The sequence below is a fragment of the Verrucomicrobiia bacterium genome, assembly GCA_019634625.1.
Classification (GTDB): Bacteria; Verrucomicrobiota; Verrucomicrobiia; order Limisphaerales; family CAIMTB01; genus CAIMTB01.
In genome coordinates this window covers 176,668-200,509 of sequence record JAHCBA010000002.1, presented here as the reverse complement: position 1 = coordinate 200,509, position 23,842 = coordinate 176,668, and the positions used below count along the sequence as shown (strand labels likewise).

17 protein-coding genes and 1 tRNA gene are annotated in these 23,842 nt (G+C 66.7%); 12 read left to right on the top strand and 6 right to left on the bottom strand.

The features are described from left to right. Position 1: 1 nt before the first annotated feature. The 4 genes from lodA to KF833_01810 all read left to right on the top strand — a co-directional run bounded on the left by lodA (position 2) and on the right by KF833_01810 (position 7,013). Positions 2–2,020, top strand: coding sequence for a CTQ-dependent lysine 6-oxidase LodA (lodA, locus tag KF833_01825; protein MBX3744024.1), 2,019 nt, complete (start codon positions 2–4; stop codon positions 2,018–2,020). Between the two features lie 64 nt (positions 2,021–2,084). Further along, positions 2,085–3,107 (top strand): tryptophan 7-halogenase, encoded by a 1,023-nt coding sequence (locus tag KF833_01820; GenBank protein ID MBX3744023.1) that lies wholly within the window; start codon positions 2,085–2,087, stop codon positions 3,105–3,107. 242 nt (positions 3,108–3,349) lie between these two features. Beyond that, the gene (locus KF833_01815; GenBank protein MBX3744022.1) at positions 3,350–4,798 is read left to right on the top strand and encodes a tryptophanase; all 1,449 of its coding nucleotides are present in this window, start codon (positions 3,350–3,352) and stop codon (positions 4,796–4,798) included. A 7-nt stretch (positions 4,799–4,805) separates the two neighbouring features. Then, complete coding sequence (locus KF833_01810) at positions 4,806–7,013, top strand: hypothetical protein (GenBank protein ID MBX3744021.1); 2,208 nt, start codon at positions 4,806–4,808, stop codon at positions 7,011–7,013. An 86-nt stretch (positions 7,014–7,099) separates the two neighbouring features. Here the strand turns inward: KF833_01810 and KF833_01805 are convergent, their stop codons facing one another. Further along, entirely contained in the window at positions 7,100–8,128 is a 1,029-nt protein-coding gene (locus KF833_01805; GenBank protein ID MBX3744020.1) for a hypothetical protein, read from the bottom strand. 923 nt (positions 8,129–9,051) lie between these two features. Between KF833_01805 and KF833_01800 the strand changes: the two genes are divergently transcribed. Then, complete coding sequence (locus tag KF833_01800) at positions 9,052–9,924, top strand: hypothetical protein (GenBank protein ID MBX3744019.1); 873 nt, start codon at positions 9,052–9,054, stop codon at positions 9,922–9,924. Between the two features lie 22 nt (positions 9,925–9,946). Here KF833_01800 and KF833_01795 read toward each other — a convergent pair whose 3' ends face one another. Continuing rightward, positions 9,947–10,804, bottom strand: coding sequence for a hypothetical protein (locus KF833_01795; protein ID MBX3744018.1), 858 nt, complete (start codon positions 10,802–10,804; stop codon positions 9,947–9,949). A 119-nt stretch (positions 10,805–10,923) separates the two neighbouring features. Further along, a complete protein-coding gene (gene radC, locus KF833_01790) occupies positions 10,924–11,706 on the bottom strand; it encodes a DNA repair protein RadC (GenBank protein ID MBX3744017.1) in 783 nt (260 codons plus the stop codon). A 604-nt stretch (positions 11,707–12,310) separates the two neighbouring features. Between radC and KF833_01785 the strand changes: the two genes are divergently transcribed. Then, positions 12,311–12,387 (top strand) — tRNA-Pro (locus KF833_01785). Positions 12,388–12,540: 153 nt separating this feature from the next. Here the strand turns inward: KF833_01785 and KF833_01780 are convergent. Beyond that, positions 12,541–13,254 (bottom strand): C-GCAxxG-C-C family protein, encoded by a 714-nt coding sequence (locus tag KF833_01780; GenBank protein MBX3744016.1) that lies wholly within the window; start codon positions 13,252–13,254, stop codon positions 12,541–12,543. Positions 13,255–13,543: 289 nt separating this feature from the next. On the opposite strand from KF833_01780, the gene KF833_01775 reads away from it, so the two are divergent. The 3 genes from KF833_01775 (at position 13,544) to KF833_01765 (ending at position 15,267) form a co-directional block, all read left to right on the top strand. Continuing rightward, positions 13,544–13,885, top strand: a complete 342-nt coding sequence (locus KF833_01775) for a heavy-metal-associated domain-containing protein (GenBank protein ID MBX3744015.1) — start codon at positions 13,544–13,546, stop codon at positions 13,883–13,885. Between the two features lie 101 nt (positions 13,886–13,986). Next, positions 13,987–14,868, top strand: coding sequence for a copper-binding protein (locus KF833_01770; GenBank protein MBX3744014.1), 882 nt, complete (start codon positions 13,987–13,989; stop codon positions 14,866–14,868). A 171-nt stretch (positions 14,869–15,039) separates the two neighbouring features. Further along, positions 15,040–15,267, top strand: a complete 228-nt coding sequence (locus KF833_01765; protein ID MBX3744013.1) for a helix-turn-helix domain-containing protein — start codon at positions 15,040–15,042, stop codon at positions 15,265–15,267. A gap of 589 nt (positions 15,268–15,856) precedes the next feature. Here the strand turns inward: KF833_01765 and KF833_01760 are convergent. Further along, on the bottom strand, positions 15,857–16,837 hold the full coding sequence (locus tag KF833_01760; GenBank protein MBX3744012.1) for a transposase: 981 nt from the start codon (positions 16,835–16,837) through the stop codon (positions 15,857–15,859). 306 nt (positions 16,838–17,143) lie between these two features. Between KF833_01760 and KF833_01755 the strand changes: the two genes are divergently transcribed. Next, entirely contained in the window at positions 17,144–19,018 is a 1,875-nt protein-coding gene (locus KF833_01755; protein ID MBX3744011.1) for a hypothetical protein, read from the top strand. Position 19,019: 1 nt separating this feature from the next. On the opposite strand, the gene KF833_01750 is transcribed toward KF833_01755, so the two are convergent. Beyond that, complete coding sequence (locus KF833_01750; protein ID MBX3744010.1) at positions 19,020–20,999, bottom strand: heparinase II/III family protein; 1,980 nt, start codon at positions 20,997–20,999, stop codon at positions 19,020–19,022. An 86-nt stretch (positions 21,000–21,085) separates the two neighbouring features. Here KF833_01750 and KF833_01745 point away from each other — a divergent pair, with 86 nt between their 5' ends. Further along, positions 21,086–22,444 (top strand): sigma-54-dependent Fis family transcriptional regulator, encoded by a 1,359-nt coding sequence (locus KF833_01745; protein ID MBX3744009.1) that lies wholly within the window; start codon positions 21,086–21,088, stop codon positions 22,442–22,444. 11 nt (positions 22,445–22,455) lie between these two features. Continuing rightward, positions 22,456–23,838: a PAS domain-containing protein gene (locus tag KF833_01740; GenBank protein ID MBX3744008.1), complete on the top strand. Its 1,383-nt coding sequence runs from the start codon at positions 22,456–22,458 to the stop codon at positions 23,836–23,838. Positions 23,839–23,842 lie beyond the last annotated feature (4 nt).

Genomic DNA, 23,842 nt, shown 5'->3' with positions numbered 1-23,842 from the left:
TATGAGCAAGTCCATGACAACCTACCGGATTCACCCCGCCATCGGGTTCGCGCGGGTGGGTAACGCTCCGGACTCGTACTATCTGGAGCCCACCGCCGTGGGGACGCTGCCGACCGAGTACGACGAGAACCACAGGGAGATTCCAGTCAGGCAGTTCAAAGACGCCGGCCAGATCCGTCGTCAGGCCGCACGCTTTCGCATCTACCGCGAGGAGCCTGGAAAGGCCCCGGTCGAGGTGCGCCCCGGACACGGCCTGAAGTCCGTGACCTGGACCGTCCATGTCGCCAACAAGAAGTCGGCCTGGTGGAACTTCTCCGAGCTGCAGGGCGACACCATGCTCGGCCCGAACAACACCTACCAGTATCAGAGCCAGTTCTTCATGGGCCCGACGCTCCGCAACGCCTCGGTGACTGACCGCCAGTCGCTGATCACGGATCCGGGACCGCGCACGCTGACGAAGCCGGGTGACTGGATCGAGCTGGACGCGCTGTCGGCGCCGTCGGGCTACAAGACGAACTTCCCCAGTCAGTCGATATCACCCTATCCCGTCACAACGCTGGGTCGGGTGCGCCTGACGGAGCGCGGTGAACTGCTCGTGCTGGGCGGCTACGGCAACGCCGGCGGCCCGAAGGGCGGAACAATCACGTCGTTCGCCGGCGGCGACGGCTGGTTCGACGACGTGGGCGATGGCCCGGTGACCGCCGAGGTCGAGACCGAGGACGGCAGTACTTTGAAGCTGCATGCGTGGGTCGTGAGCGGCTCGCCGAAGTTTGCCCCCGAACTGAGAAACATCGCGTCCCTCGCGGACACGTTCATCGACGTTGGGGTGCGCCTCATGGGCCTCTGCCCGGCGCTGTTCGCGGATGGCTCGTTCCAGGACAGCTACACCGCGTCCTTCAACCGCGACATCAGGCCGATCTTCGAGGCCATGAAGGGCTATCGATGGGTCGCCAACGTCGATGCGATGGTCAGCATCGCGTCGCCGGGCTTCGATCTGGCCGACGCGTCGGACGCAACCCGCGAGAATCGTCGCGCCGTCTTCTCGATGTTCCGCAATCCAGGGCAGGGTAAAACCACGCCGCCCGAGTTGACCCCCGATCACCAGCGGCTCTTCGCGGACAATGGCTTCCCGATGATGCCGATGAACTCGGGCGACAACTCGATCCGAAACTACTACATCGAGAAGTTCATGGCACTCACGCCTACGCAGTACCACCTCCTGCGCCAATGGTCCGAGGGCAGGTTCGTGCTCGATCGCCCGGACGACTGGGCCCCGTGGGTCTCTCCGCTCGATGTCGCGACAGCGGGCAATGCCGTCGGCGAGCCGATGGCGCCCGGGATCGAGGTCACCTGGACCATGCGTAACCCCGCCGTCCTGATGCCGGGCGATCCGTTCCGCATCAAGCCGTTTCCAGTGACCCACCTGCCCCTGAGCCCGAATCGCGACGAGACGATCGATGGCGATGGCTGCGAGCCCGGCGATCTCACCAAGCGGATGGCCACGCCGTGGCAGGCCGATTTCTTTGACTGCACCGTGCAGGACGTGAACTTCACAACGCCCAGGACCAACAAGACGGTCAGCAACCTGAACTTGATCCCGTTGGCGCCCACGTTCTTCGCCTACTGGTGGCCGGCGCAGAGCCCGTTCAACGTCTACAGCGGCGCGATGACGGCCGGCGATCAGGTTCTCGATGGCAACGCGCTCATCGGCAACAGCAACTCCGGCCAGACCCTCGGTCAGAACCTGCTCTACCACCGGGGGCTCAACAGCTTCGGCGATGCGATCGTCGGCTGGAAATACCTAGGGTTCGTGCTGAATCGGACCACCGGACCCCATCGCGCCATGCTCCAGTTCTTCGTCGAGAGCGAGCGGTCGTATGAAGCGTTCCAGTCGGGCTACTATGGACTGATCTCCGACGGCAGCATCCTGACCACCCAGCCGACGACGGTGACCACGACGGCCCTCGTCAACAGCAACAGCCAGAACGTGTTCCCTGTGCAGTGGCTGATCGGGAACTGAACGCTTGAGCTGCGACCCTCGATCTTCGATCACCATCGTCGGGGGAGGTCCGGCAGGGTGCGCTGTGGCGCTGACGCTGCGACGCTATGTGCCCCATCTGGACGTCACAATCATCAGCCAGCGTCCCGCCGGGCGCGCGGTCGCCGTCGGCGAGACGCTGTCGCCCGGCGTACTGCCGCTGCTGCGCTACCTCTGCCTCGATGAGGCGTTTCAGCGTGGTGGCCACCTGCCGTCGGGCGGGACGGCATCGGCGTGGGGTGCTCCCCACGTGACCGAGCGCAGCTACCTCTTCACCGGCAGCGGGCACGGGTTTCACCTCGACCGCGCGAACTTCGATGCGTGGCTCCTCGATCACGCACGGGCCCTCGGAGCGAGCGTGGTGGAAGCGCGGGCGGTCCGCGCTGAATGCGCCGACGGCCGGTGGACCCTCGCGCTCGGGAAAGGCGACCCCATCGTGAGCGCTGCGATCGTCGACGCGACGGGCCGAGCGTCGTGGCTGGCCCGCCAGCAGGGACAGTTGCCCCGGCGCAACGATGCCCTCGTCGCCGTGGCCCAGTGGTACCAGCACGACCGCACCGAAGTGAGCACCGATGGCGCCCTCGTCGAAGCCGTGGCGGACGGTTGGTGGTACTCCGCCTCGCTGCCCGGAGGTCGAGGCGTAGCGATGCTCATGACCGATCACGACCTGCGCGCCAGCCGCGAGTGGGCAGAGCGGTTGGCAGGCGCGCCGGCCACCAGCGCGCGGATCGCGTCGTGGCACCCGGACGGCCCAAGCGTGGTGAGGGCGGCCAATTCGCAATCTCTGGAGGCGCCAGCCGGCCAGGGGTGGACGGTCGCTGGCGACGCTGCTGCCGCGTTCGACCCCATCTCGTCCATGGGCATCGGCTTTTCGCTCCGATCTGGCATGGAAGCCGCCCGCGTCGCCGTCGGCGCCCTCGAAGGCGACGTCGAACCCGCTGCACACTACGCCGCGTCGATGCGCCGCATCTACGCTGACTATCTGCGCCGTCGTTCGGCCATCTACGCGATGGAGCGCCGATGGCCGGAAAGCCCCTTCTGGGCCCGGCGGCACGCGGCAGGCGCCTGAAGATCGAGTCACCCCTGGCGCACTGCACTCGCGCATCGGGATCACCGCGTCCTGCCCGGCCAGGTTCCTGCCTGGGAAGGATGGCAACGGGCTCTCGTCGTGGCCGGGCGTTCCGAACAATCGATCTCCGGCAGCCCGCCACAACGCACTTGAAGGGCGGAGACCTGACGGGAGCAATCCACGGGAACCGGCGTGGACTCGGTTGGTCCCGCCGGAACCCACCGAGACAAACCTCCAGCACCATGCCCCACGTCAGACTCTTCTCCGGCGAACCCCTGCCGCTCGAAATGCACAAGGTCCGCATCGTGCAAAAACTGGACCTGGTGCCGATCGAACGGCGCCTCGAAGCGATCTCCGAGGCCGGCAACAACACCTTCCTGCTGAAGAACCGGGACATCTACCTGGACATGCTCACCGACAGCGGGGTGAACGCGATGAGCGACCGGCAGTTGGCCGCCATGATGGAGTCCGACGACAGCTACGCCGGCTCGACCACCTTCACCAAACTGGAGGACAAAGTCCGCGAGATCTTTGGCAAGAGCCATTTCCTGCCCGTCCACCAGGGCCGCGCCGCCGAGAACATCCTCGCCCGCGTCTTCGTCCGTCCCGGCACGATCGTGCCGATGAACTACCATTTCACCACCACCAAGGCGCACATCCTCCTCAACGGCGGCTCGATCGAGGAGATCCCGGTCTCCGAGGCGCTGGATGTGGCCAGCGGCTTTCCGTTCAAGGGAAATCTCGACATCGCACGCCTCGAAGCTCTGATCCGCCAGCACGGCGCCGAACGGATTGCATTCGTCCGGATCGAGACCGGCACCAATCTCATTGGAGGTCAGCCGCACTCGCTCGAAAACCTCCGCCAGGTCCGCCACGTTTGCGACCGCCACGGCCTGATGCTCGTCTTCGACGCCAGCCTTCTCGCGGATAACCTGCACTTCATCAAGATGCGCGAGGACGCCTGCCGCGATCGTTCGATCCGGGAGATCACTCGGGACCTCGCCGACCTGTGCGACATCATCTACTTCTCCGCACGCAAACTCGGCTGCGCCCGCGGTGGCGGCATTTGCACCAGCGACCGGGAAGCCTACCTCAAGATGCGGGAGCTGGTGACGCTCTACGAGGGCTTCCTCACCTACGGTGGCATGTCGATCCGCGAGATTGAGGCCATCGCAGTCGGCCTCGAGGAGACCATGGACGAGAACATGATCAACCAGGGCCCCCAGTTCATCGAGTACATGGTCCGCGAACTCGACCGCCACGGGGTGCCCGTGATCACTCCGGCAGGCGGCCTCGGCTGTCACCTCGACGCCCTCCGCTTCCTCCCCCATGTCCCTCAGACCGAATACCCGGCCGGTGCCCTGGCTTCCGCCCTGTATCTCGTGAGCGGTGTCCGTGGCATGGAACGTGGCACCGTCTCCGAGCAGCGTGACGAGCAGGGCCGCGAGACGCTGGCCAACATGGAACTCCTCCGCCTCGCCGTCCCCCGCCGGGTCTTCACGCTCTCCCAGCTCAAGTACGCCGTGGACCGCATCGTCTGGCTCCACCGCTGCCGCGACCTCGTTGGAGGCCTTCGTTTCACCGAGGAACCCAAGCTGCTGCGTTTCTTCTTCGGCAAGCTCACCGCCACGTCGCCGTGGCAGGAACAACTCGTCCGCCGCTTCCGCCACGACCTCGGGGACAGCCTCTGACCCAACGATGAAGTCCATCCATGCCATTCTCCGCGCCGCCATCCTCGCGGCGTGCACGCTTCCCGGAACCGCCTTGGGTCAGCCTGCCCCAGAGTCGCCGACGACTGTCCCGGTCCGCGACTTGTTCGCCGACTCCTGGGTGGCCACGGACGATCTCGGTCGTCGCCTGCCCGGCCACGACGAGACCGGCCCGCCCCGCTCCGACCGCACCGTGGCGTTGTTCTATTTCCTCTGGCACGGGGCCCACATCCGGGGGGGACCCTACGACATCACCCGCATCCTCGCCGCCGATCCTGACGCCATCCATCAGCCCGGCCACCCTCTTTGGGGGCCCCTCCACGCTCCCCATCACTGGGGCGAGTCCCTCCTCGGCCACTACCTCAGCGACGACGCAGCGGTCCTCCGCAAACACGCCCAGATGCTCGCCGACGCCGGTGTGGACACGGTGGTATTCGATGTCACCAACCAGATCACCTATGGCCGGTGGTACCGCGCCCTCCTGCGCGAATGGTCGTCGCTACGACGCCTCGGCAACCCCACGCCGCAGGTCGCCTTCCTGGCCCCCTTCTGGGATCCGGCGAAGGTCACCCGGGAACTCTGGCGCGACCTGTACGAACCCGGGCTGCACCCCGACCTCTGGTTCCGCTGGGAAGGGAGGCCCCTCATTCTGGCGGACCCGGACCTCCTGGACACCCGCGAGGACCGCGCCCAACAGGACACTCCGGTCGAACTCGAACCCGGTTCCACACTCGGCCAGTCCTTCACCACCGACCACCCGCTCACCGCCGTCGGCGCCCGTCTCCCCACGTGGCACACCCGCGACGCCGCGGTCACGCTCACCCTCCTGCACGGCGGCCCCGGCGGATCCCGCATTGCCTCGGATCGATTCCATTTCGTAGGCGACAATTCATGGCCCCTGCTGCGTCTCCCGGAAACCCTCCCGCCAGGCCGCTATTACCTCGAAGCCTCCGAACCCGGCGGTCGCATCGGCTGGTGGAGTCATTCCCAGGACACGGACCCCACCGGCCAGGCCTTCCGGCACGGGACCCCGGTTCCCGGCGACCGCACCCTGCGCCTGGTTCGCGCTGATCCCGAGGTGGACCGCATCCGCGCGTTCTTCACCTTCCGCAAGCCGCAGCCCGACTACTTCCGCGGCCCCACCCGGCCGGACATGTGGAGCTGGCTCGAAGTCCATCCCCAGCACGCCTTCACCAATGCCGCCGGGATGCCTGAGCAAGTCTCGGTCGGGGTCGCCCAGAACGCCGTGGCCGGCCGCCTCGGCTCCATGAGCGAACCCGGGGCGCATGGCCGAAGCTGGCATCGGGGCGCGCGGGACACCCGGCCCGGGGCCGTCCGCCTTGGCCTGAACCTCGAGGAGCAATGGCGCCGCGCCCATGCCATCGATCCCCGCGCCATCTTCATCACCGGCTGGAACGAGTGGATCGCCGGACGCTTCGCCGAGTTCAACGGCGTGAAGCACCCCGTCATGTTCGTCGATCAATTCGACCAGGAACACAGCCGCGACATCGAACCCATGCGCGGCGGGCACGGCGACGATTACCACTGGCAGATGGTCTCCTGGATCCGCCGTTACAAGGGCACCCGCCCCGAACCCGTTCACCGCCCGGGCACCATTCGCATCGATGGCGACTTCGCCGATTGGGACGCCGTGCAGCCGGAGTTCCGCGACACCGTCGGCGATCCCATGCGGCGTGACCATCCCGGCTGGGGCGAAGGCGTCCGGTACCAGGACACCAGCGGACGCCACGACCTCATCGCCGCCAAGGCCAGTCTCGAACCCGACGCTGCAGCCTTCCTCATCGAAACCCGGGAACCTCTCGAAGACCCGCCGCCCCCGGGCCAGACCACGTCGTGGCTGGTGCTCCTCCTCGACATCGACGCCAATCCCGACACCGGCTGGCTCGGGTACGACTTCGCTGTGAACCGCCGCGGACCCGGCTCGCTGGATCGTTCCCTCGATCGCGGCGGCGCCTGGCACCCCGAAGGAACCGTCGAATGGCGCGCCGCCGGCAGGCGCCTCGAACTCCGCATTCCGAGGAAGCGCCTTGGCCTGACAGGGCCGCCCGCCGCCCTGGACTTCAAGTGGTACGACGCACATGCCCCCCTCACCCACGTCACCAACCTCCTCGTCCAGGGCGACGCCGCCCCCAATGATCGCTTCAACTACCGCGCCCGTCCCGCCTCCACTCGGTGAGGCTCTCCCTTGGGTCAAATCCGTGCTCTTACAAAGTGCGGTGACGAGGGCTGCAGAAGCGAATCCGATGCCGTTTGCCTCCCGGATCAGCAGGAGAGTCGGAGCAGGGCGACTTCGAGGGCCAGGGATTCCTGCACATTGGTGTGAAGGTGGGACTGGGCTTCTTCGAGGAGGCGGAGATTGGATTCGGCGCGGTCGGGGTCAAGGCGGGCCGCGACGGTGCGGGATTCGGCTTCGAGATCGGGCCAGTCGAGCAGGCTGGAAGGCTGGCCGACGGTAATCATCCAGACGTCGCGCCACCACGACTGAAGGGCTTGGAGAGCCTCGCCCCGGCGCCGGCGGTACTCGCCTTCGGCGGCCGCCTTGGCTTCGTTCTCCCACTGTTCGGCCAGATCGCGCTCGACCTCCTCGTGCTGGCGCGCGGGTGACCGGGCCGCGACGGCTTCCTCGGCGACCGTGCGAAGGGCGGCCAGCCTTTGGAGGAGAATGCCCAGCAGACGGTATCGGGCGAGCAGACTGCGTGGGGGATGGGCCAGTTGCCGGGCGAAGTCGCGGATCCATTCCGACTCCAGCCGGTGGAGGGCGGAAGGACCGGGAAAGGCGAGGCGCAGGCAGCGGGAGAGAAGCGTCTCGAGGAGGCGTCCGGGTTCGGTGCTGAGGAGGATCAGCAGGGAGCCGGCGGGAGGTTCCTCGAGGGTCTTGAGGAAAGCGTTGGCGGCCTGGGGGTTCAGGCAGTCGGCGCCCACCAGGATGGCAACCTTGCGGCGGGCTTCGGTGGCCTTGAGTTGCACCGCGTGCATCAGGTCGCGGACCTGCTCCACGCGGATGATGCGCATCTTCGATTCCGCCCGGAGCCAATGCACATCGGGGTGCACTCCGGCCTGGATGCGACGGCAACTCGAACAGCGGCCGCAGGCGGAGACCGGGAATCCTGCTGGGGCATGGGCGGCGGCGTCGGTGCAGTTGACGGTGGTGGCCAGTTCCCGGGCGACAGCTTCCAGGAGTTCAGGATCCTCCCCGGAGAACAGGTAGGCGTGGCCCACCCGGCCCCGCTCCAAACTGCGCCGGAGCAGGGCCACGGAATGGCGGGCATCGGGATAATCATCCCACGACACGCGAAGCTTCTATCAGTGTCCGCCCCGCGGGAAAAGCCCGGCCGCTCGGAGAGCACCGCCACCCGAATCCTTCCCGATCCTGTCGGCCTGAGGACTATTGCGGCCTTCCGACGAGCCGGAGGGTTCGAACTGTCGCAATGGGGCAGGCCCTGCGGAGCACGGGCAGGCTTGGAAAGACCGTCGGGACTACAAGACGAAAATTGGCGTGGGAGGGAAGCCCTCAGCCAATGAGCTCTGCAATAAGTCAGGCACAGTACTGTTGACGTCGTCTTGGCCAAAAACACTGCCAAGTTCTTGCTGACATGCTGTTCAGAATGCCTGACCCATTATGTTTTGTATTGTTGACGAGCGGCGACGGATTCTACCCCCGCGGCCGCATGCTGTGTCGGCGCCTACCGGGCAGAAGTACGGCATTGGCCAAATCGTCGGATTCGTGGGTGGGACCGCGAGGCGGTCCAACAAGAACCAAATAGGCGTGCAATTCATTGCTGACGACTGGCTCCTGCCCGGTATCGCCGATCTGGTCTTCTCGACCGATGGCATCCATTGGAAAGCCGCGGCACGCTCCTCGATCAACCGACGGCTTCTTGTGGTGCCAGTCCTTGTCCAAGGGCGATTCGGGGGTATCCGGCCATGATGCTTCGACGCGGCGCTTCGGGGCGACGCCTTCTACGCCGCGGCGCGGGATTGGCGGGCGACCTTCCAGGGAACCGCGACCTCCATCCCCAGTTCGCTCGGTTTCCTGCCAATCCAGATCGCAATCAGGTCTCTCCACGCCGAAGGCACCGAATTGTGGAAAGCTGGGGGAACGGCGCTGATGCATCTGGGTTCCTTAGCAACGCCGGCGGGACCAAAGGGCGAGAAGTGAAGGGCAACGGACGGTTGGTGAACGGTTGGGGGGATCTGGAAGAAGAAGGCCCCTTATGCGAGCGACCCACTCCTCCCATGCCGGGTACGTCACGGCAACCGCGCTGGCCGCAGCCCTGCCCGTGTTGTCGGGCGTTGCCGCCGACTGGAAGACCGACGCGATCGCGCCGGTGACCAACCCGATCTTCTTTGAGGATCCGCACATTCACAGCGAGGTGCGGCCGATCTTCGCCTATCACAACATCCACGACGATTTCATCACCCGGGGCGGCTCGGCGCAGCTCTACGCGATCCAGCTCCGATGGGCGATCACGGACCGCCTGGCGCTGATCGCCACCAAGGATGGCTACATCAACCTCAAACCGACGGCGGTGCTGCCCGACGCGGACGGCTGGGCGGACCTGGGCGCCGGACTGAAGTACGCGGTGATCGACAACCGGGAGGCCGAATTCATCCTGACACCGGGCCTGACTTTCGAGTTCCCGACCGGACGAACCCGGGTGTTTCAGGGCAACGGCGACGGCGCCTGGAACTTCTTCGTCTCAGCCGGGAAGGGCTTCGGAAACCTGCGCCTTCTGGCCAACGTTGGAGGGATCGTGCCGCACGACTTCGATGAGGAGACAGCGCAGCTTCACACCAGCGCGCAGGTGGACTACACGGTGTCCCGGTACTTCACGCCGTTCGCCGCGTTGAACACCTTCACCGTGCTGAGCGAGGGGAACGTGCTGCCCCTGAATGTCGAGGGGTTCGATCTGTTCAATTTCGGGTCGTCCGACGCCAAAGGTTTCACCCAAGCGGTAGCCGGCGTCGGTTTCCGGTCGAGACTGTTCCCACGGTTCGACGTCGGCTTCGCCTATGAGTTCCCGATCAGCAAGCCGCGCGGGCTGTTCGGAGACCGCTTCACCGTGGATGCCATCTGGCGCTTCTGAGGGACTTCAATACCCGGCACGGTCATGGGATGCGATGCAGACGTGTCACGCCCCGCAGCCCGAGCACCGAGAGGAGGCCCAGGGTGAGCGCGATCAGGACCGAGCCTGAGTCGGGCGTTACGATTCGGGTGGTGCCCAGCGCGAAGAAGACCGCCGGCAGCTCGTTTTGGAAGACAAGCCCGCCCGTTCTGAGCGAGTACACGAACAGATTGCGGTCGAGGTCGCTGAGGTAGAGGTATTCGTAGTCGCTGGCCATGCCCACGATGCTGTCGCTCGGACTGACCGAGAAGTAGGTAGGTTCCAAAGTCAGCGGATCGATCTGATAAATGGCGTACTCACCCTGGGGCACGCCGTCCACCAACCGGTCGGCGTAGGTGAAGATCGGGCTTCCGGCGTCGCCGGCCACCGACCGTGGATCGACGATCCCGGGCACGATTTCCGGCTCCTCGGAGGCGATCAGGTCCCGGTGGCGGTAAAGGAGCCCAGTGGCGGCGTCCGCGGCAAAGAACGCACCGTCCCACAGCCCAAGACCCGAGATCTGCACATCACCCAGATCGAATTCCATGTCGCTCATCACAACTCCCGAGCGGGTGTGGATGGACTGCACCCGTTGCGGCGCCCGTTCTCCCTGCACCAGGAAGAGGGTCCAATCGTTGTTTCCCGCCAGCCCGAAGATGGTGTCGGCCGGGTCGATCCCGGGGATCGGGAACCGGGCGAGGACCCCGGTTTCGCCATAGCCAAAGACGCTGTAGTACACGAGTTCCTCGCCCGGACTCGATGGGTCAATGCCCCAGACGGCGGGTGCCGGGAGGGGGTTGGCATGGACCTGGCCGAAGGTGAAGCAGGAGGCAACCAGACCGAAGCACGCCTTGGCATTCATGAAGGATCCTTTCCGAGAGTGGAGTAAGTGACCACGGAGCGTCGGATTCGCAGGCGATGACACCTTGGCACGAGCCATGTCGCGGGCAACGATTCTGGGGCCAACCGTCCTGATCCCGCTCAGGGCCCGGCGAAGTAGCCAAGTTCGCGGAGCGACACATAATCGCGCGGCCGTTCGGTGGTGCGAAGTCCGAGGATGATGTGGTCGAGGACCTCCATGCGTAGAAGTTGACCGGCGCGGATGAGGTCGCGGGTCGCCCGGACGTCCGCCTCGGACGGCGTGGGATCGCCGGAGGGATGATTGTGCGCGAGGATGATGGCGGAGGCGTTGGCGGTGATGGCGCGGCGAAAGACTTCGCGCGGATGGATGAGAAGTGTGTCGAGGGTACCCTGGGTGAGGCGCTCGGCGAGAATCAGGCGACGCCGCGTGTTCAGCAGGATGAGATAGAAGGTCTCAACCTCCAGGAGACGGAACTCCTCGCGAAGAAGTTCCGCGACGCGTTCTGGGGTATCGAGCAGGGGCGTGTCCCGGCGCGCCTCCAGCGAGAGGCGCCGGGCCAGTTCGAAGGCGGCCTTGAGCGTGACGGCCTTCTCCGGACCGATTCCGGCAATCCGGCGCAGATGGGCCAGCGGCGAACCGGCGAGCCGGGTGAGCGAATGGTCGAAGCTGTGAAGGAGTCGTTCCGCGACGGTGGTGACCGGCACGCCGGCCATCCCCGTGCGGAGGAGGATGGCGATGAGTTCGCTGTCCCGGAGCGTGTCCGGACCGAGAGTGGCCAGGCGTTCGCGGGGGCGTTCGTGTTCCGGTGTGTCGCGCATGAGGATGCTCATGGAGTAAAGTGGCCCACCCGGCACCCTCGGCGGCGGAAGTGAGGGTCGGCCGTCGGGTGCGCACCGATCCATGCGTCTTGGACCGGCACGGCGCCGCGTGGTTTTGGGGCCGCGCGAAACCCGACTCTTTCCAGTCGTCCAACCCCGAACAGGAAAGGCCATACGCCGGGTGGGAGATTGTCAGCACGCCCGGATAACGCGGCGTGGGCGGGATTTCTTACAAAGAAAATTCAAGGGGGGCGATTTTCTTGAAGGTGGGCGTTGGGAAGCATCCGCTCCCGCCCCATTTCCTCCGGCCACACTGAGCGCCGTCGCATGGAGTGCCCCCGCCCATCCCCCTGACGCCGGATGCCGACTTGAGTAAAAGTTAATGTGTCTGACATTTTGCCGTTCGTCGCCCGTCGCCCCCCTCCCTGCCCCCGGAATCGCGGATGGTAAATAGCAAAGCGCCTGCCTATTTACTGCCAAAGGCCGATGCCCGGACGCGTTGCACTACGACGAACGTCGGCAGGTCCGGCAACCCAATGCCGTGGGGTTCCTGACCCCTATGCGGCGACCGGTCTGCAATCCATCCATGAAGGGCGGGCATGGGCGGTTGGGGTGCCGGACTGTCCAATGTCCAAGATCAGCATTGCGCGGGGCGAGTCCGGCTGATTGACTTCGATCCGGATCGAGTCGGGACGTAGCTCAGCCCGGTAGAGCACCTGGTTTGGGACCAGGACGTCGCAGGTTCAAATCCTGTCGTCCCGACCAGTCTTCCCTTCCCGCCGCGATTTCCGGGAACTGCGGCCCTCAACTGCGGCCCTCAACTGCGGCCCTCATTCGCATCCCTCCCATCCGATTGCCCAACGGGAGACGTTCTTTTCGTGGAAGGAAACGGCCCTGCCCGGATCCTGGGATCTCCTTTCACGGGATCAGGCGTAACGAGATCCGCGCCGGAACGGTGGCGCTTGGATCCGGATGGCCTGCGGGGACGCTATGACAGGACTGGCAGGACATCAGGGTGCGCACCGTGGTCGCCGGTGGTGCCTTGGGCGCATGGCATTGCATGCAGTCCGAGGACCCGTCCCGCACCATGAGGTCGCGCCGGGGTCTGCTGCGATTGCCATTGAGCAAGTCGACAGTGTGGCGGGTGACGTCGGCGCTGAGCCGGCGGCAGCGTTCTCCTCGATCGGACGAGTAGGGGTTGGACTGCGCGACCGTGCACCAACGGGCAACCGAGGCATGGCAAAGGACGGATCCGGCAACGGAGACGGGAACCGCCGGTTGGTCCGGGGGCCTGTGCTGGGGCAGAGACGAGTGTTCGTACCACTTGAACAGATCGACGAGCAGGACATCGCGGACGCGCTGGCTGGCCTCGAACAGACCCACCGCGGCCGCCGCCCCGTTGAGGGCACCGCAGAGCGTTCCGTAACCCGCCACCCCTCCATGGCCGTAGTCCATCATTTGGTAGGGGAACGATTGGAGGGAGGTGCCGTGGGTTTCGCGCCAAGTCTCCACAATCCCTCGAAATACCGCATACATGCAGCCGTGGCCGGGATAATGGCGATAGGTGCCCTCCGCCGCACGTTCCGGGCTAATTGGGACATACTCCCAAGCTTCCGGTGGGCACGGGGCCATCTCCGCGGGCGGGGAGGACCCCGTCCTAGCGGCGGTCAGCGGGGCCAGTGCTGCGCCGCTCGAAAGGAGCCCGATCCTGCGAAGGAGGGTGCGTCGAGGCATACCACTCATCGCCTGCCACCCTCAGCTTGCCTGCCATTCTGTCAAACGTTTCGGGATGACCGGCGCCTTCGGCGTGCGGCGGAAGACCCGTTGTGTTTGGCGTCGCCGCCGGGATACTCTGGGTTCCCGTCCGGCGTGCGGATCCGGGCAATGGAGCCCGGCCGCTTCGGTGGCGGATTCGATACGCGTGAAACGATTGCATCTCGTGGGATTGGCATTGGGATTAGCGGCGGCAGGCGCGGTGGTGAGCGGATGCGGGCCCGGCCCGCAAGGGGCGGCGTTCACTGACCTGGGAGCAGTGGAGGGTGCCAACGCCGTCTGGCAGGTCAGTGTCGGCGGACTTCATTGTGACGGCTGCGCCAGCGGCCTGCGCAAGGAGCTGCTGCGCACCGAAGGGGTGACGGGAGCGCAGGTGCATTTCGGGCGATCGCTCGCCCAGGTGGCGGTGGACACCAACCGGGTGACGCTGGAAGCGGTTGCCAAGGTCATCGCCGACGCCGGCTATCAGATGGGGGCGCATCAGCCATGAGGCCGGCCCCTGTTGCGGGATCGGGCCGGTGGACGGTCCGGCGGCAAGCTGGGTTCTCTGTCGTGGTTCCCTTCCCAGATTGGGTTCGACTCGCTTGTATCGTGGGACTCGGCTGGGCGATGGTGGGCTGTGATCGACCAGCGGGAGAGGCGACTGCAGCGCGGCATGTTCACGAGACGCGTGGGGAGGTGCGGGAGATAGCGGCGGATCGCCGCACTGCGGTCATCCGGCACGACGAGATTCCGGGGTACATGCCGCGCATGACCATGGATCTGAACGTGCGCGATACGAACGAACTGGCGGGGGTTCAGGCGGGCGACGTGGTGACGTTCCGGCTGCTGGCCGACGACGCAACGCACTGGATTGACAACCTCCGGGTGGTCGGCCGGGTTCATGCACCAGAGGATGAGGGGATCGATCCGGAGGAGGCCGCCTTCACGCTGCTGCCCGTGCGCGAGTTGAACCCGGGCGATCTGGCGCCGGATGTCGAGTTTCTGGACGAGAACGGCCGGGTTCAACGGTTTTCGCGGCTTGCGGGCCGGGCGGTTGCATTCAGCTTCATTTTTACGCGTTGCCCTTTGCCGGACTTCTGTCCGTTGATGAACCGCAGTTTCGCGGAGGCGCGGCGCCTGCTTCGGGCCGATAGCAAGGCCCCGACGAACTGGTTCTTCCTTTCGCTCTCGTTTGATCCCGAATTCGACCGGCCGCCCGTTCTGCGGGCTTACGCCCGAGGATATCGGGGCGCCGATGAGGATCGGTGGCGGTTTGCCGTGCTCGGCACCAACGCCATCGCCCGGTTGGCACCGGCTCTCGATCTGCGGCTGATCCGAGAGCAGGGCAGCATCTCGCACAATCTCCGGACCGTGGTCCTTGATCCTCAAGGCCGCATTCACCGGCAGTTCGACGGCAATCGATGGACTGCCCGGGACCTGGCCGACGCCCTGATCGAAGCGGCCGGGAAGGTGAAGCACACCAATCCTTAGTGGTTCATTCCTCAAATCTGGATACGTATCTAAACGCGCTCCGTTGCGGCGGTTGCGCCGTGGATGGACCGGCGATGAAAACGCCAAGCCATGCCGAGAAGAAGCCCATTTGCCATCCGGTTGTCACCTGCCGAACAGCGCGAGCTCCATCGAAGAGCCACCAAGTATACGTTGCCATACTTTCAAGTCCTCCGCGCCCGGATGATCCTCCTCGCCGCCCAAGGCGTCCCCAACGACGAGATCGCCACCCGCCTCGACACCCATCGCGAGGTGGTCAGCCAATGCCGCAAGCGCTTCTTTCTTGAGCGACTCCGCGGCCTCGAAGAACTGCCACGCCCGGGTCGGCCACGGGCTTTCCCCCTCGGAACTGGTCGTCCAGGTCAAACCCCGGGCCTGTGAAATGCCTCGCCAATTCGGCCGCCCGCTCTCGCTTTGGAGCCTCCCCGAACTGACTCGCAACGTCGTCGAGTCCTGCTTGGTGGCCCAGATCAGCGGCAGCACGCTCTGGCGTTGGCTCCACCACAACGTCCTCCGTCTGTGATTCCATCGCTGCTGGATCTTTCTGCGCGATCCACACTTCGTTCGCAAGGCCGGCCGCCTGCCCCACCCTCTACGAATGTCTGTGGGAGGGCCAACCGTTGCGTGAGGACGAGTGCGTCTTTTCGGCCGACGAAAAGACCAGCGTTCAGGTCCGGGCCCGCATCCATCCCGGTACGCCCGCTCGCCCCGGCTGAGCGATGAAGGTGGAGCACGAATACGAGCGCAAGGGAGCCTGCTTCTATCCGGCGGCGTGGGACGTGCTCCCTGCCAAGGTGTTCGGTCGTTGCGAAGCGCACAGCGGCATCGCTGCGTTCGATCGCCTGGTCGATCAGGTCATGCAGCAATCTCCCTACCGGAAAGCGCGGCGGGTCTTCGGGATCGTCGACACCGAACGGTGGGGCACCACACAGGTGGAGGCACTCGGCGACATCGGCTCAGCCGAAGCGACTTACCCCACCGCATCGACACGGAGATCGCGTAACACGGTCAGCCCAGGGATGGGAGCGCCCCGGATGGTGCGGGCGCCGCTCTTGCGCCGCTTGCCGAACTTGTCCCGGTGCCGCTCCCACATCTGGTCCACGAACTCCTTCGATCCCAGGAACACCCCGTCGGTCATGTGCCGGATCCGTAGCCGCAGGATCTGCCCCAGCGGCAACTCCCCGCCCCGCGCCAGCTCCGCCCGGATCGCCTCCGGGTCCAGCACCCGCTTGTCGCTCCGCCCCGACGTCCCACCAATCACGTAAAGCGCCAGGCGATATTCTGCTGACGCCACGCTCCAGTCGGCTGCGCCCAGAAAGCCGATGATTCCGCGGCGGATGACCTTGTCGCCGGTGAGGGCGGCGGCGTAGCCGCAGAAGCGGTAGTCCTTGGGATCGTTGACCAAGCCGGCGCGGACGGGGTTGAGGTCGATGTAGGCGGTGATAAGTGAGTGGTGCTGGGACAGTCTTCTCCACCAGACACCGCGGAAGCGCTCGCCCCAAAGGTAGCCGGCGTGGCCGTGACGGCGGTTGTACCAGCGGGAGAAGCGTTGTTTGAACTCCTGGAGGAAGATGGAGAGGTCGGCGATGCGGGAGAGGACGGCCTGGCGGATGTCGTCGGGGATGGGTTGGCCCTTGTTGAGGGCGGCGCGGGCGAGGGTGGGGAGGGTGGCCTTGGGCCCGTAGAAGTCCTCGAGTTTGGCGAGGATGACGTCGTCCGGGATGGAGTCCGGGAGGGGCTTGGGCGGGACGCGGATGAGGAGGTGGAAGTGGTTGGACATCATGCAGAAGGTGATGATGTCGATGTCGCAGAAGCGGGCGAGGTGGTGGAGGATGTTAAGGAGCTTGTTCTTGCCGGAGTCGTCGAGGAGATGGAGCCCGCCGGCGACGCGGGACATGCAATGGTAGGTGGCGGGGAGGGCGGGGTCGGCCGTGATGCGTGGGGTTCTCATGGTGGGATGGGTGCGTTAGGGACGGCGGTGCAAGTGCACGAGGCGAGTGCGGAGGAGCCGAACGATGGCTGAATGGCGGAAAGGATAAGCAATGAGCGGCGCGAGCGTCAAACTCAAAATGCCTGTCTAATAGATTGCAGCACTCTGAAGGAGCTCGCGGAGCTATACCGGGGCCCCGAGCCCCGACGAAGCCCAGCCGGCAGTTCACGGAGCGCTTGCCAATGGGCGCCCGGGACCGCCAAGCTGATTCTCCCGGCAGCGCGCAGGATTCAAGCCGCGCTTCATGCCGGTCCGTCCGTTTGTGTCATGAGCGACAAGCCCGAAATCGAACTGGATCTTGACCTCCAGTTGCTACCGGCCTGGGCACGACAGCCGCAGGCGACCAACCGTTACGCCAATTTCGAGGGGGGAGGTGACCGGGACCGCCGGGGACCCCAGAGCCGCGGACGCGGTGACTCGATGGGGCCTCGTCGCGAGTTTCGCGGGGAGCGACGACCGGGCCCGGGCGGGCCCCGACCCCAGGGTGGTCCCGGACGCGGGCCTCGTGACGACGCCCGGGGCGGACGGGGACGGAGCGGCGGGTCCCGGTTCGAAGGACCCCGCCGTGAGCCGGTCGAGGAACTACCGGAGGGAATCTCCGCAGACCTGATTCCGGAGCCGAACGGTGTGGACTCGTTGACCCGGCAAATCCGGCAGACAGGGCGCGCCTATCCGCTCTTCGACATCGGCCACCTCATCCTGAAGCGGCCCGATCGTTACCTCATCGAGTTCCGAGCCACCGGCAACCTGGCCGACGGCTCGCCGCGACAGTTGTATGTCTGCAACCTGGATGACTCGGTCTGGATGACGGAATCCGAGGCGGTGCGGCACATCATGGCGCATCACTTCGACACCTTTTACCAGACGGAGAAGATCGCGGTCGATCCGCCGAAGGGCACCTACACCCTGGTCGCCCAGTGTGGGATGAGCGGGGTCGTCCTGGGGCCGCCAAACCTGCACGAGTACCAGATCAAGCTGCAACGGTTGCACGCCGAACGGTTTTCGCGGCTGCCGTTCGATGTGTACAAGTCCCGGGTCAAGATGGTCCGCGACGAGGCGGTGGTGAAGCAGTGGATCGAAGAGCAAAGCTTCAAGTACGAGTACAACTGCCTCAACCTGCCCGAACCCCTCAAGCTCCCCAACCGCGAGGCGGTCGAGAAGCACTTCCGGGAGGTGCACCTCTCGAACATCCTCCGGCCCGTCAACCGCCATACCGTCCGCACTCCGGCTGCCCGGGAGGCGTTGCCGCCGCCGCTGCGCCGTCTGGCCCGGCGCGAATTCGACCTGCAGCAGCGGTTCCCCCTCAGACTGGTCACCCGCCTGAGCGACGACTTCGCCCATCGCGGACTGCACTTCTTCAAGGTCAACAAGACCGTTCTGCATGTTGCCGTTGCCCGGCCCCGGTTCCTGGATCTCGAAAGCACCCCGGTGGGTGATGGGATCCGAAAAATCATGCAGGCGATCGACGCGACGCCGGACTGCACCCGCCGACGGTTGCTCGAGAGCCTGGGAGTTCCGCTGCCGCCCACGCCGGAACCGGGTGCTGAACCGGCCGCCGCCGAGGAACCGCCTTCTCCCGAACTCCAGGCGATCGTCACGGATCTGCACTGGCTCATCCACGAAGGGCACGTCATCGAGTTCGCCAACGGCCATCTCGAATCCGCCAAGCGTCCGGCGCCGCGTCCGCAGCCGCTTCCCAGGACCCCCAAGGCCCCGCCCGCCGAAGGTGCCGGTGCCACCCAAAGCCCTGAACCAACACCCGAAGCGCCGACCCTTGGGGAAGGCGTGCCGGTGGAATCCACAGCGGCCGAGGCGACTGCAGCCGCCGACGCGGTTGCCGTGTCCCCAGAAGCCCCCGTCAATCCAGGTGCCACGGATGCCAACGCCCCTGCTGGTACGGAGCCGCTGCCGGCTTCCGAACCGCCCGCCGCCGCGGTGACCGAGTCGCCGGCTCCCAGCCCCCAAGCTGTCCCTGCAGAGCCGTCCGACCCGTCCGACCCGTCAGCCGTTCCGGTGGCGGAGATGCCCGCGGCGGATGCGCCCGCGGCGGAGGCACCCGTGCCGCAGGCCACCCCGGCGGAACCGAAACCCGGCGACCCGACGGCCTCCGAGGGCGAGGAAAACCGCTTCAATCCTTCCTGAGTCACCGGGGTCCCGGTGTCTCCATGTGAGGCGCGTGACCGGCCAGGAAGGTTGTCCGGTAGCGCGCCGGATTGGTGCCCTTGGCGGTCAGGATGAGCACCGGACCGGATTGCACCCGGCGGAACTCTGGCGAACAGAGCCCGAGCAGGTCGCCTTCGACGGGAAAGGCCACGGTGCCGGTGGTTTCAGGAATGAACCGCACCTGCCGCCAGGCGGCATCGATGCCCACTGTGAACGGCACTCCCCGACGTTCCCCCAGGTATCGGTGGGGATTGTTCGGTTCCGGCTCCAGCCGGGTTCCTGGCGCGAACTGCCAGCACACCCGAATCAGGTCAGCACATCCGCCCTGGCCAGGTTCAATCACATCGTCCACCTGCCATCCGTCCCGCCCACCCCCTGAAAGGCGGGTGACGCGTCGCCGGACCGTCCCGTGGGGAAGCTGCAATCCGGCGTCGATGCCGCCCTCCGGAGAGACGCGCCAAGTGGGAACGGCATGCGCCTGTTCCCACAGGAACGGACCCAGGCGCCGCGGGAAGTTGAAGGCTGGGCCCGGGACATGCGGTCCATTGTGAGCCCCCCAGGAGGCCAGCCAGGACCGCAACCGGGTATCGCCGTAGTAGGCGCCCGTGCCGGGATCGATGACCAGGGCCACACCCCGAAGCCATAGGGACAGATGCAGCGCGTCCAGATGTCCGTGGGCTGCCATGGGTTCGAGTCCCAGCGGTGACAGGTCCCACCGCCCCAGCCAGTCCCCGCTCCAGCAGATCGCCTGGCCGGACTCCGGATAAACCAGCCAGTCATCTGCGGTCCGCACACAGGCCGGCGGTTCGACGGGCGCGGGCGGATCGCCCAGCCACCATTGGAGGCCCGGGCTTGAGGCGGACGCCGAGAACCACGCCCACCACTCCCTTTCGGAGCAGGTCGGATCCAGGGCCCAGGGCGTGACGGTGGCGCTGTCGGTATCGCCGTAGTCCCAGGGGTCCGATGGCGCCTGCACGGTGACAAAGAAATCCGCGGCCCGGCGCAGTCGCTCCTCAACCTGGGAGGAGACCGGGCGTCCGGCGGCGGTGAGAGCGCGCCAGGCGGCCCAGCAGAGTTCCCAGGAGAACAACTGGTAATGCAGCGCCTGTTCCCGATTGCCGCCGTCGGGGGCGAACTGCCGCAGCACCTCGGCTTCCCATTGCCGGTGCAGCGACTCGACCGGGCCGCCCCAACGTTCCAGGGCCGGCCACCGGGTTTCCGCCACCAGCAACCCCGCCAGTTCCCCGAGCAGATGGTTGTTGGCCGAGGAGCCGAAGGACCGGTGCCGCCACACGTACCACACATGCGCGGGCAGGATGCGTTGTCGCAGCGTCTCGATCTCCGATCGCTCCGTCCCGGCCGCCTCCAGCAGCGCGTCGATCGACGCGAAGTTCAACAGCCGCACGCCCGCCTCCAGCGCGCTGGTCCAGTTCCAGCCCAGGTAGGGTGGATTGCGCCGCACCCAGTCCGCCAGCCATCGCACACACGTCGCCGCCGGCTCCGCCTCGCCCAGCACCCAGCCGGCCTGGGCGAGACGCACCAGTTCGCTCCAGCGGCTGATCTCCCAGATCGGTTTGATGTCCGTTCCGCGCGGCAGTTCCCGGTGGTTCAGCCGGAACCCGGGACGGGCGGTCGGCACCTCGCGCCCCGCCGCGTAATCCATGAACCAGCGCGGCGGATCATGCACCGTGATGGACAGATGACCGAACAGCCGCCATCGCCCGGCCCGAATCGCCTCAGCCTCCTGCGCCAACGCCTCCCGGACCACTTCCGGCGCCGTCTCGTGCACGGGCAACGTGGGCCAGCTCAAGGAAGCGGGCTCACCTACCGGCACGGCGCTGAAATCCGGCACCCTCCTGCCATCCGCCGCCTGACGCCACCGCTGCGCGAGGCGTTCCCGCAACTCCGCCCCTCCCATGGCCCGCAGCCGGTGCCAGTACCACCGCAAACCGTGCTTCATGTGCGGATACCGTGGCCAACCCCCCGCGCACGTGTCCAGCGGTTGCCCGCTTGCCCTCGCCGGGTCCCGGGGCCGAGACTCCCGGCATGTCCGCGCCGACCGGCCGCATCCTGATCGCCGATGACCAGGCCGATGTCCTCGCCGCGCTCCGTCTCCTCTTCAAGGGCGAAGGCTACGAAATCGAGACCGTCTCCTCCCCGGCCGCCGTCCTTCGAGCCCTCGAGGAACGCGATTTCGATGCGCTCCTCATGGATCTCAACTACAGCCGCGACACCACGTCCGGCCAGGAGGGACTCGATCTGCTGGCCCGCCTCCAGGCCCTCGATCCCGCCCCGGCCGTGGCCGTGATGACGGCCTGGAGTTCCATCGATCTGGCGGTCGAAGCCATGCGCCGCGGCGCCCAGGACTTCGTCCAGAAGCCCTGGGAAAACGCCCGCCTCGTCACCATCGTCCGCAACCTCGTCGCCCTCCGTCGTTCCCGCCGCCAGAGCGAACGACTCCAGGCCGAAAACGAAATCCTTCGCGGCGTCCGACCCGTCCTCATCGCCGAGTCGCCCGCCATGCGCCCCGTCCTCGACCTCATCGAACGGGTCGGTCCCTCGTCCGCCAACGTCCTCATCACCGGCGAAAACGGCACCGGCAAGGGCGTCGTCGCCCGCGCCCTCCACGCCGCCTCCAGCCGCGCCGCCAAGTCGCTGGTGACCGTGAACATGGGCGGCATCACCGAGGCCCTGTTCGAGAGCGAACTGTTCGGTCACGTGAAGGGCGCCTTCACCGACGCCCGCACCGACCGCGTCGGCCGCATCGAACTGGCAGAGGGCGGAACCCTCTTCCTCGACGAAATCGCCAACCTCCCCCTCGGTCAGCAGGCCAAACTCCTGCGCGTCCTCGAGACCGGCGAGTTCGAACGCGTCGGCTCCTCCCGCACCCAGAAGGCCGATGTCCGCCTCATCTCCGCCACCAACGCCGACCCGCGCCGCGAAGTCGAAACGGGCCGGTTCCGTCAGGACCTCCTCTTCCGGCTCAACACCATCGAGATCCACCTTCCCCCCCTTCGCGAACGCACCGAGGACATCCCGCTCCTCGCCGACCACGGCCTCCGCGAACACGCCCGCCGCTACCGCAAGGAAATCGCCGGCTTCGACGATGCCGCCCTCCAGGCCCTCCGAAACTACCCCTGGCCCGGCAATGTCCGTGAACTCGAACACGCCGTGGAACGTGGGGTCCTCATGTGCCGCGGCGATCGAATCCAGGCCGCCGACCTCGGACTCCGCCCCGCCCGGGACGCTGAACCGCGCCTCGAGGATCTGAGCCTCGAAGACGTCGAGCGCCTCATGATCCGCAAGGCCATGGCCCGCTTCGATGGCAGCGCCCAGAAGGCCGCCGAGGCCCTCGGTCTGAGCCGGAGCGCCTTCTACCGGCGTCTCGAAAAATACCAGCTCTAGCCCCCCCAAGCGTGCCTCCCCGCCGCCAGTCCGCCGCTCCCGGATCCCGCCGTCCGCTCGCGGTTGGCGTCTGGCTGCTGCCCTTGCCCGGCCTGATCGCGGCCCTCGTCCTGCTGGGCCTGACCTCCACCCCGGTGTCGTGGCGCCTTCTCGGCGGCGCGGCGCTTGTCGGGGCCACGTTGGGATTGGTGATGCTCTGGCGGGAACGGACCTCCTACTCGATGCGCACCCTTGCCAGCGTCGTGGCCGCCCTGCGCGATGGCGACTTCTCCATCCGCGCCCACGCCGGTCCCGGACGTCATGCCATCGAGGCGCTCGCGGGCGAGATCAACGCCCTCGCCGACACCCTTCGCGAACAGCGCCTCGGCGCCCTCGAAGCCTCCGCCCTGCTCCGCACCGCCATCGAGGAACTGGACGCCGCCATCTTTACCTTCGATGACACCCGCCGCCTCCGCCTCGCCAACCGCGCCGCCGAACGCCTCCTCGCCCGTCCCGTCGAACAGCTCCTCGGCCGCACCGCGGACGAACTCGGCCTCGCCGCCTCGCTCGAAGGCGAAGCCAGCCGCGTCGCCCCGATGACCTTCCCCGGCGGCATCGGGCGCTTCGGCTTCCGCCGTTCCCAGTTCCGGCAGGGCGGCCGTCCCCACCAGCTCCTCGTCGTCGCCGACCTCAGTCGCGCCCTCCGCGACGAGGAACGCCAGGCCTGGCAACGCCTCCTCCGCGTCCTCGGCCACGAACTCAACAATTCCCTCGCCCCCATCAAGTCCGTTGCCGGCACCCTCGCCGACCTGTGCCGCCAGGACCCGCCCCCTCCCGACTGGCGGGAGGACGTCCGCGACGGCCTCGCCCTCATCTCGGCGCGCGCCGAGGCCCTCTCCCGGTTCATGCAGGCCTACTCCCAGCTCGCCCGCCTTCCCGCCCCGCGCTGCGCTCCGATGGAGGTCGGACCCTGGATCGAACGGGTCGCCGGACTCGAAACCCGCGTTCCAGTCCTCGTCCGCCCCGGCCCCCCCGTCACCCTCCACGCCGATCGTGACCAACTGGAACAACTTCTCATCAACCTGGTCCGCAATGCCGCCGACGCCGTGATCGAAGCCGCCGACCAGGGCCCACCCGATCGTGACAACGCCATCGAGATCCAGTGGGTTCGGGTCGGGCGGGAAGTCGAGGTCCGCATCACCGACACCGGACCCGGACTCGCCAACCCCGCGAACCTCTTCGTCCCCTTCTTCACCACCAAGCCGGGCGGCTCCGGAATCGGGCTGACCCTGTGCCGGCAGATCGTCGAGGCCCACGAGGGACGGTTGACGCTCGAAAACCGCCCCGACCGCCCAGGCTGCCTCGCCTGCCTCCGCCTTCCCTGTCCGTCGCCCCCCTCCTCCGAACCCGGGTAGGAAC

Bases quoted from the DNA above. Each gene is read 5' to 3' on its own strand.
- KF833_01780 (MBX3744016.1), bottom strand. From the start codon at position 13,254: ATGGCCCCGTGCCCACCGGAAGCTTGGGAGTATGTCCCAATTAGCCCG.
- KF833_01800 (MBX3744019.1), top strand. From the start codon at position 9,052: ATGCGAGCGACCCACTCCTCCCATGCCGGGTACGTCACGGCAACCGCG.
- radC (MBX3744017.1), bottom strand. From the start codon at position 11,706: ATGGATCGGTGCGCACCCGACGGCCGACCCTCACTTCCGCCGCCGAGG.
- KF833_01815 (MBX3744022.1), top strand. From the start codon at position 3,350: ATGCCCCACGTCAGACTCTTCTCCGGCGAACCCCTGCCGCTCGAAATG.
- KF833_01750 (MBX3744010.1), bottom strand. From the start codon at position 20,999: ATGAAGCACGGTTTGCGGTGGTACTGGCACCGGCTGCGGGCCATGGGA.
- KF833_01745 (MBX3744009.1), top strand. From the start codon at position 21,086: ATGTCCGCGCCGACCGGCCGCATCCTGATCGCCGATGACCAGGCCGAT.
- lodA (MBX3744024.1), top strand. From the start codon at position 2: ATGAGCAAGTCCATGACAACCTACCGGATTCACCCCGCCATCGGGTTC.
- KF833_01755 (MBX3744011.1), top strand. From the start codon at position 17,144: ATGAGCGACAAGCCCGAAATCGAACTGGATCTTGACCTCCAGTTGCTA.
- KF833_01810 (MBX3744021.1), top strand. From the start codon at position 4,806: ATGAAGTCCATCCATGCCATTCTCCGCGCCGCCATCCTCGCGGCGTGC.
- KF833_01795 (MBX3744018.1), bottom strand. From the start codon at position 10,804: ATGAATGCCAAGGCGTGCTTCGGTCTGGTTGCCTCCTGCTTCACCTTC.
- KF833_01760 (MBX3744012.1), bottom strand. From the start codon at position 16,837: ATGAGAACCCCACGCATCACGGCCGACCCCGCCCTCCCCGCCACCTAC.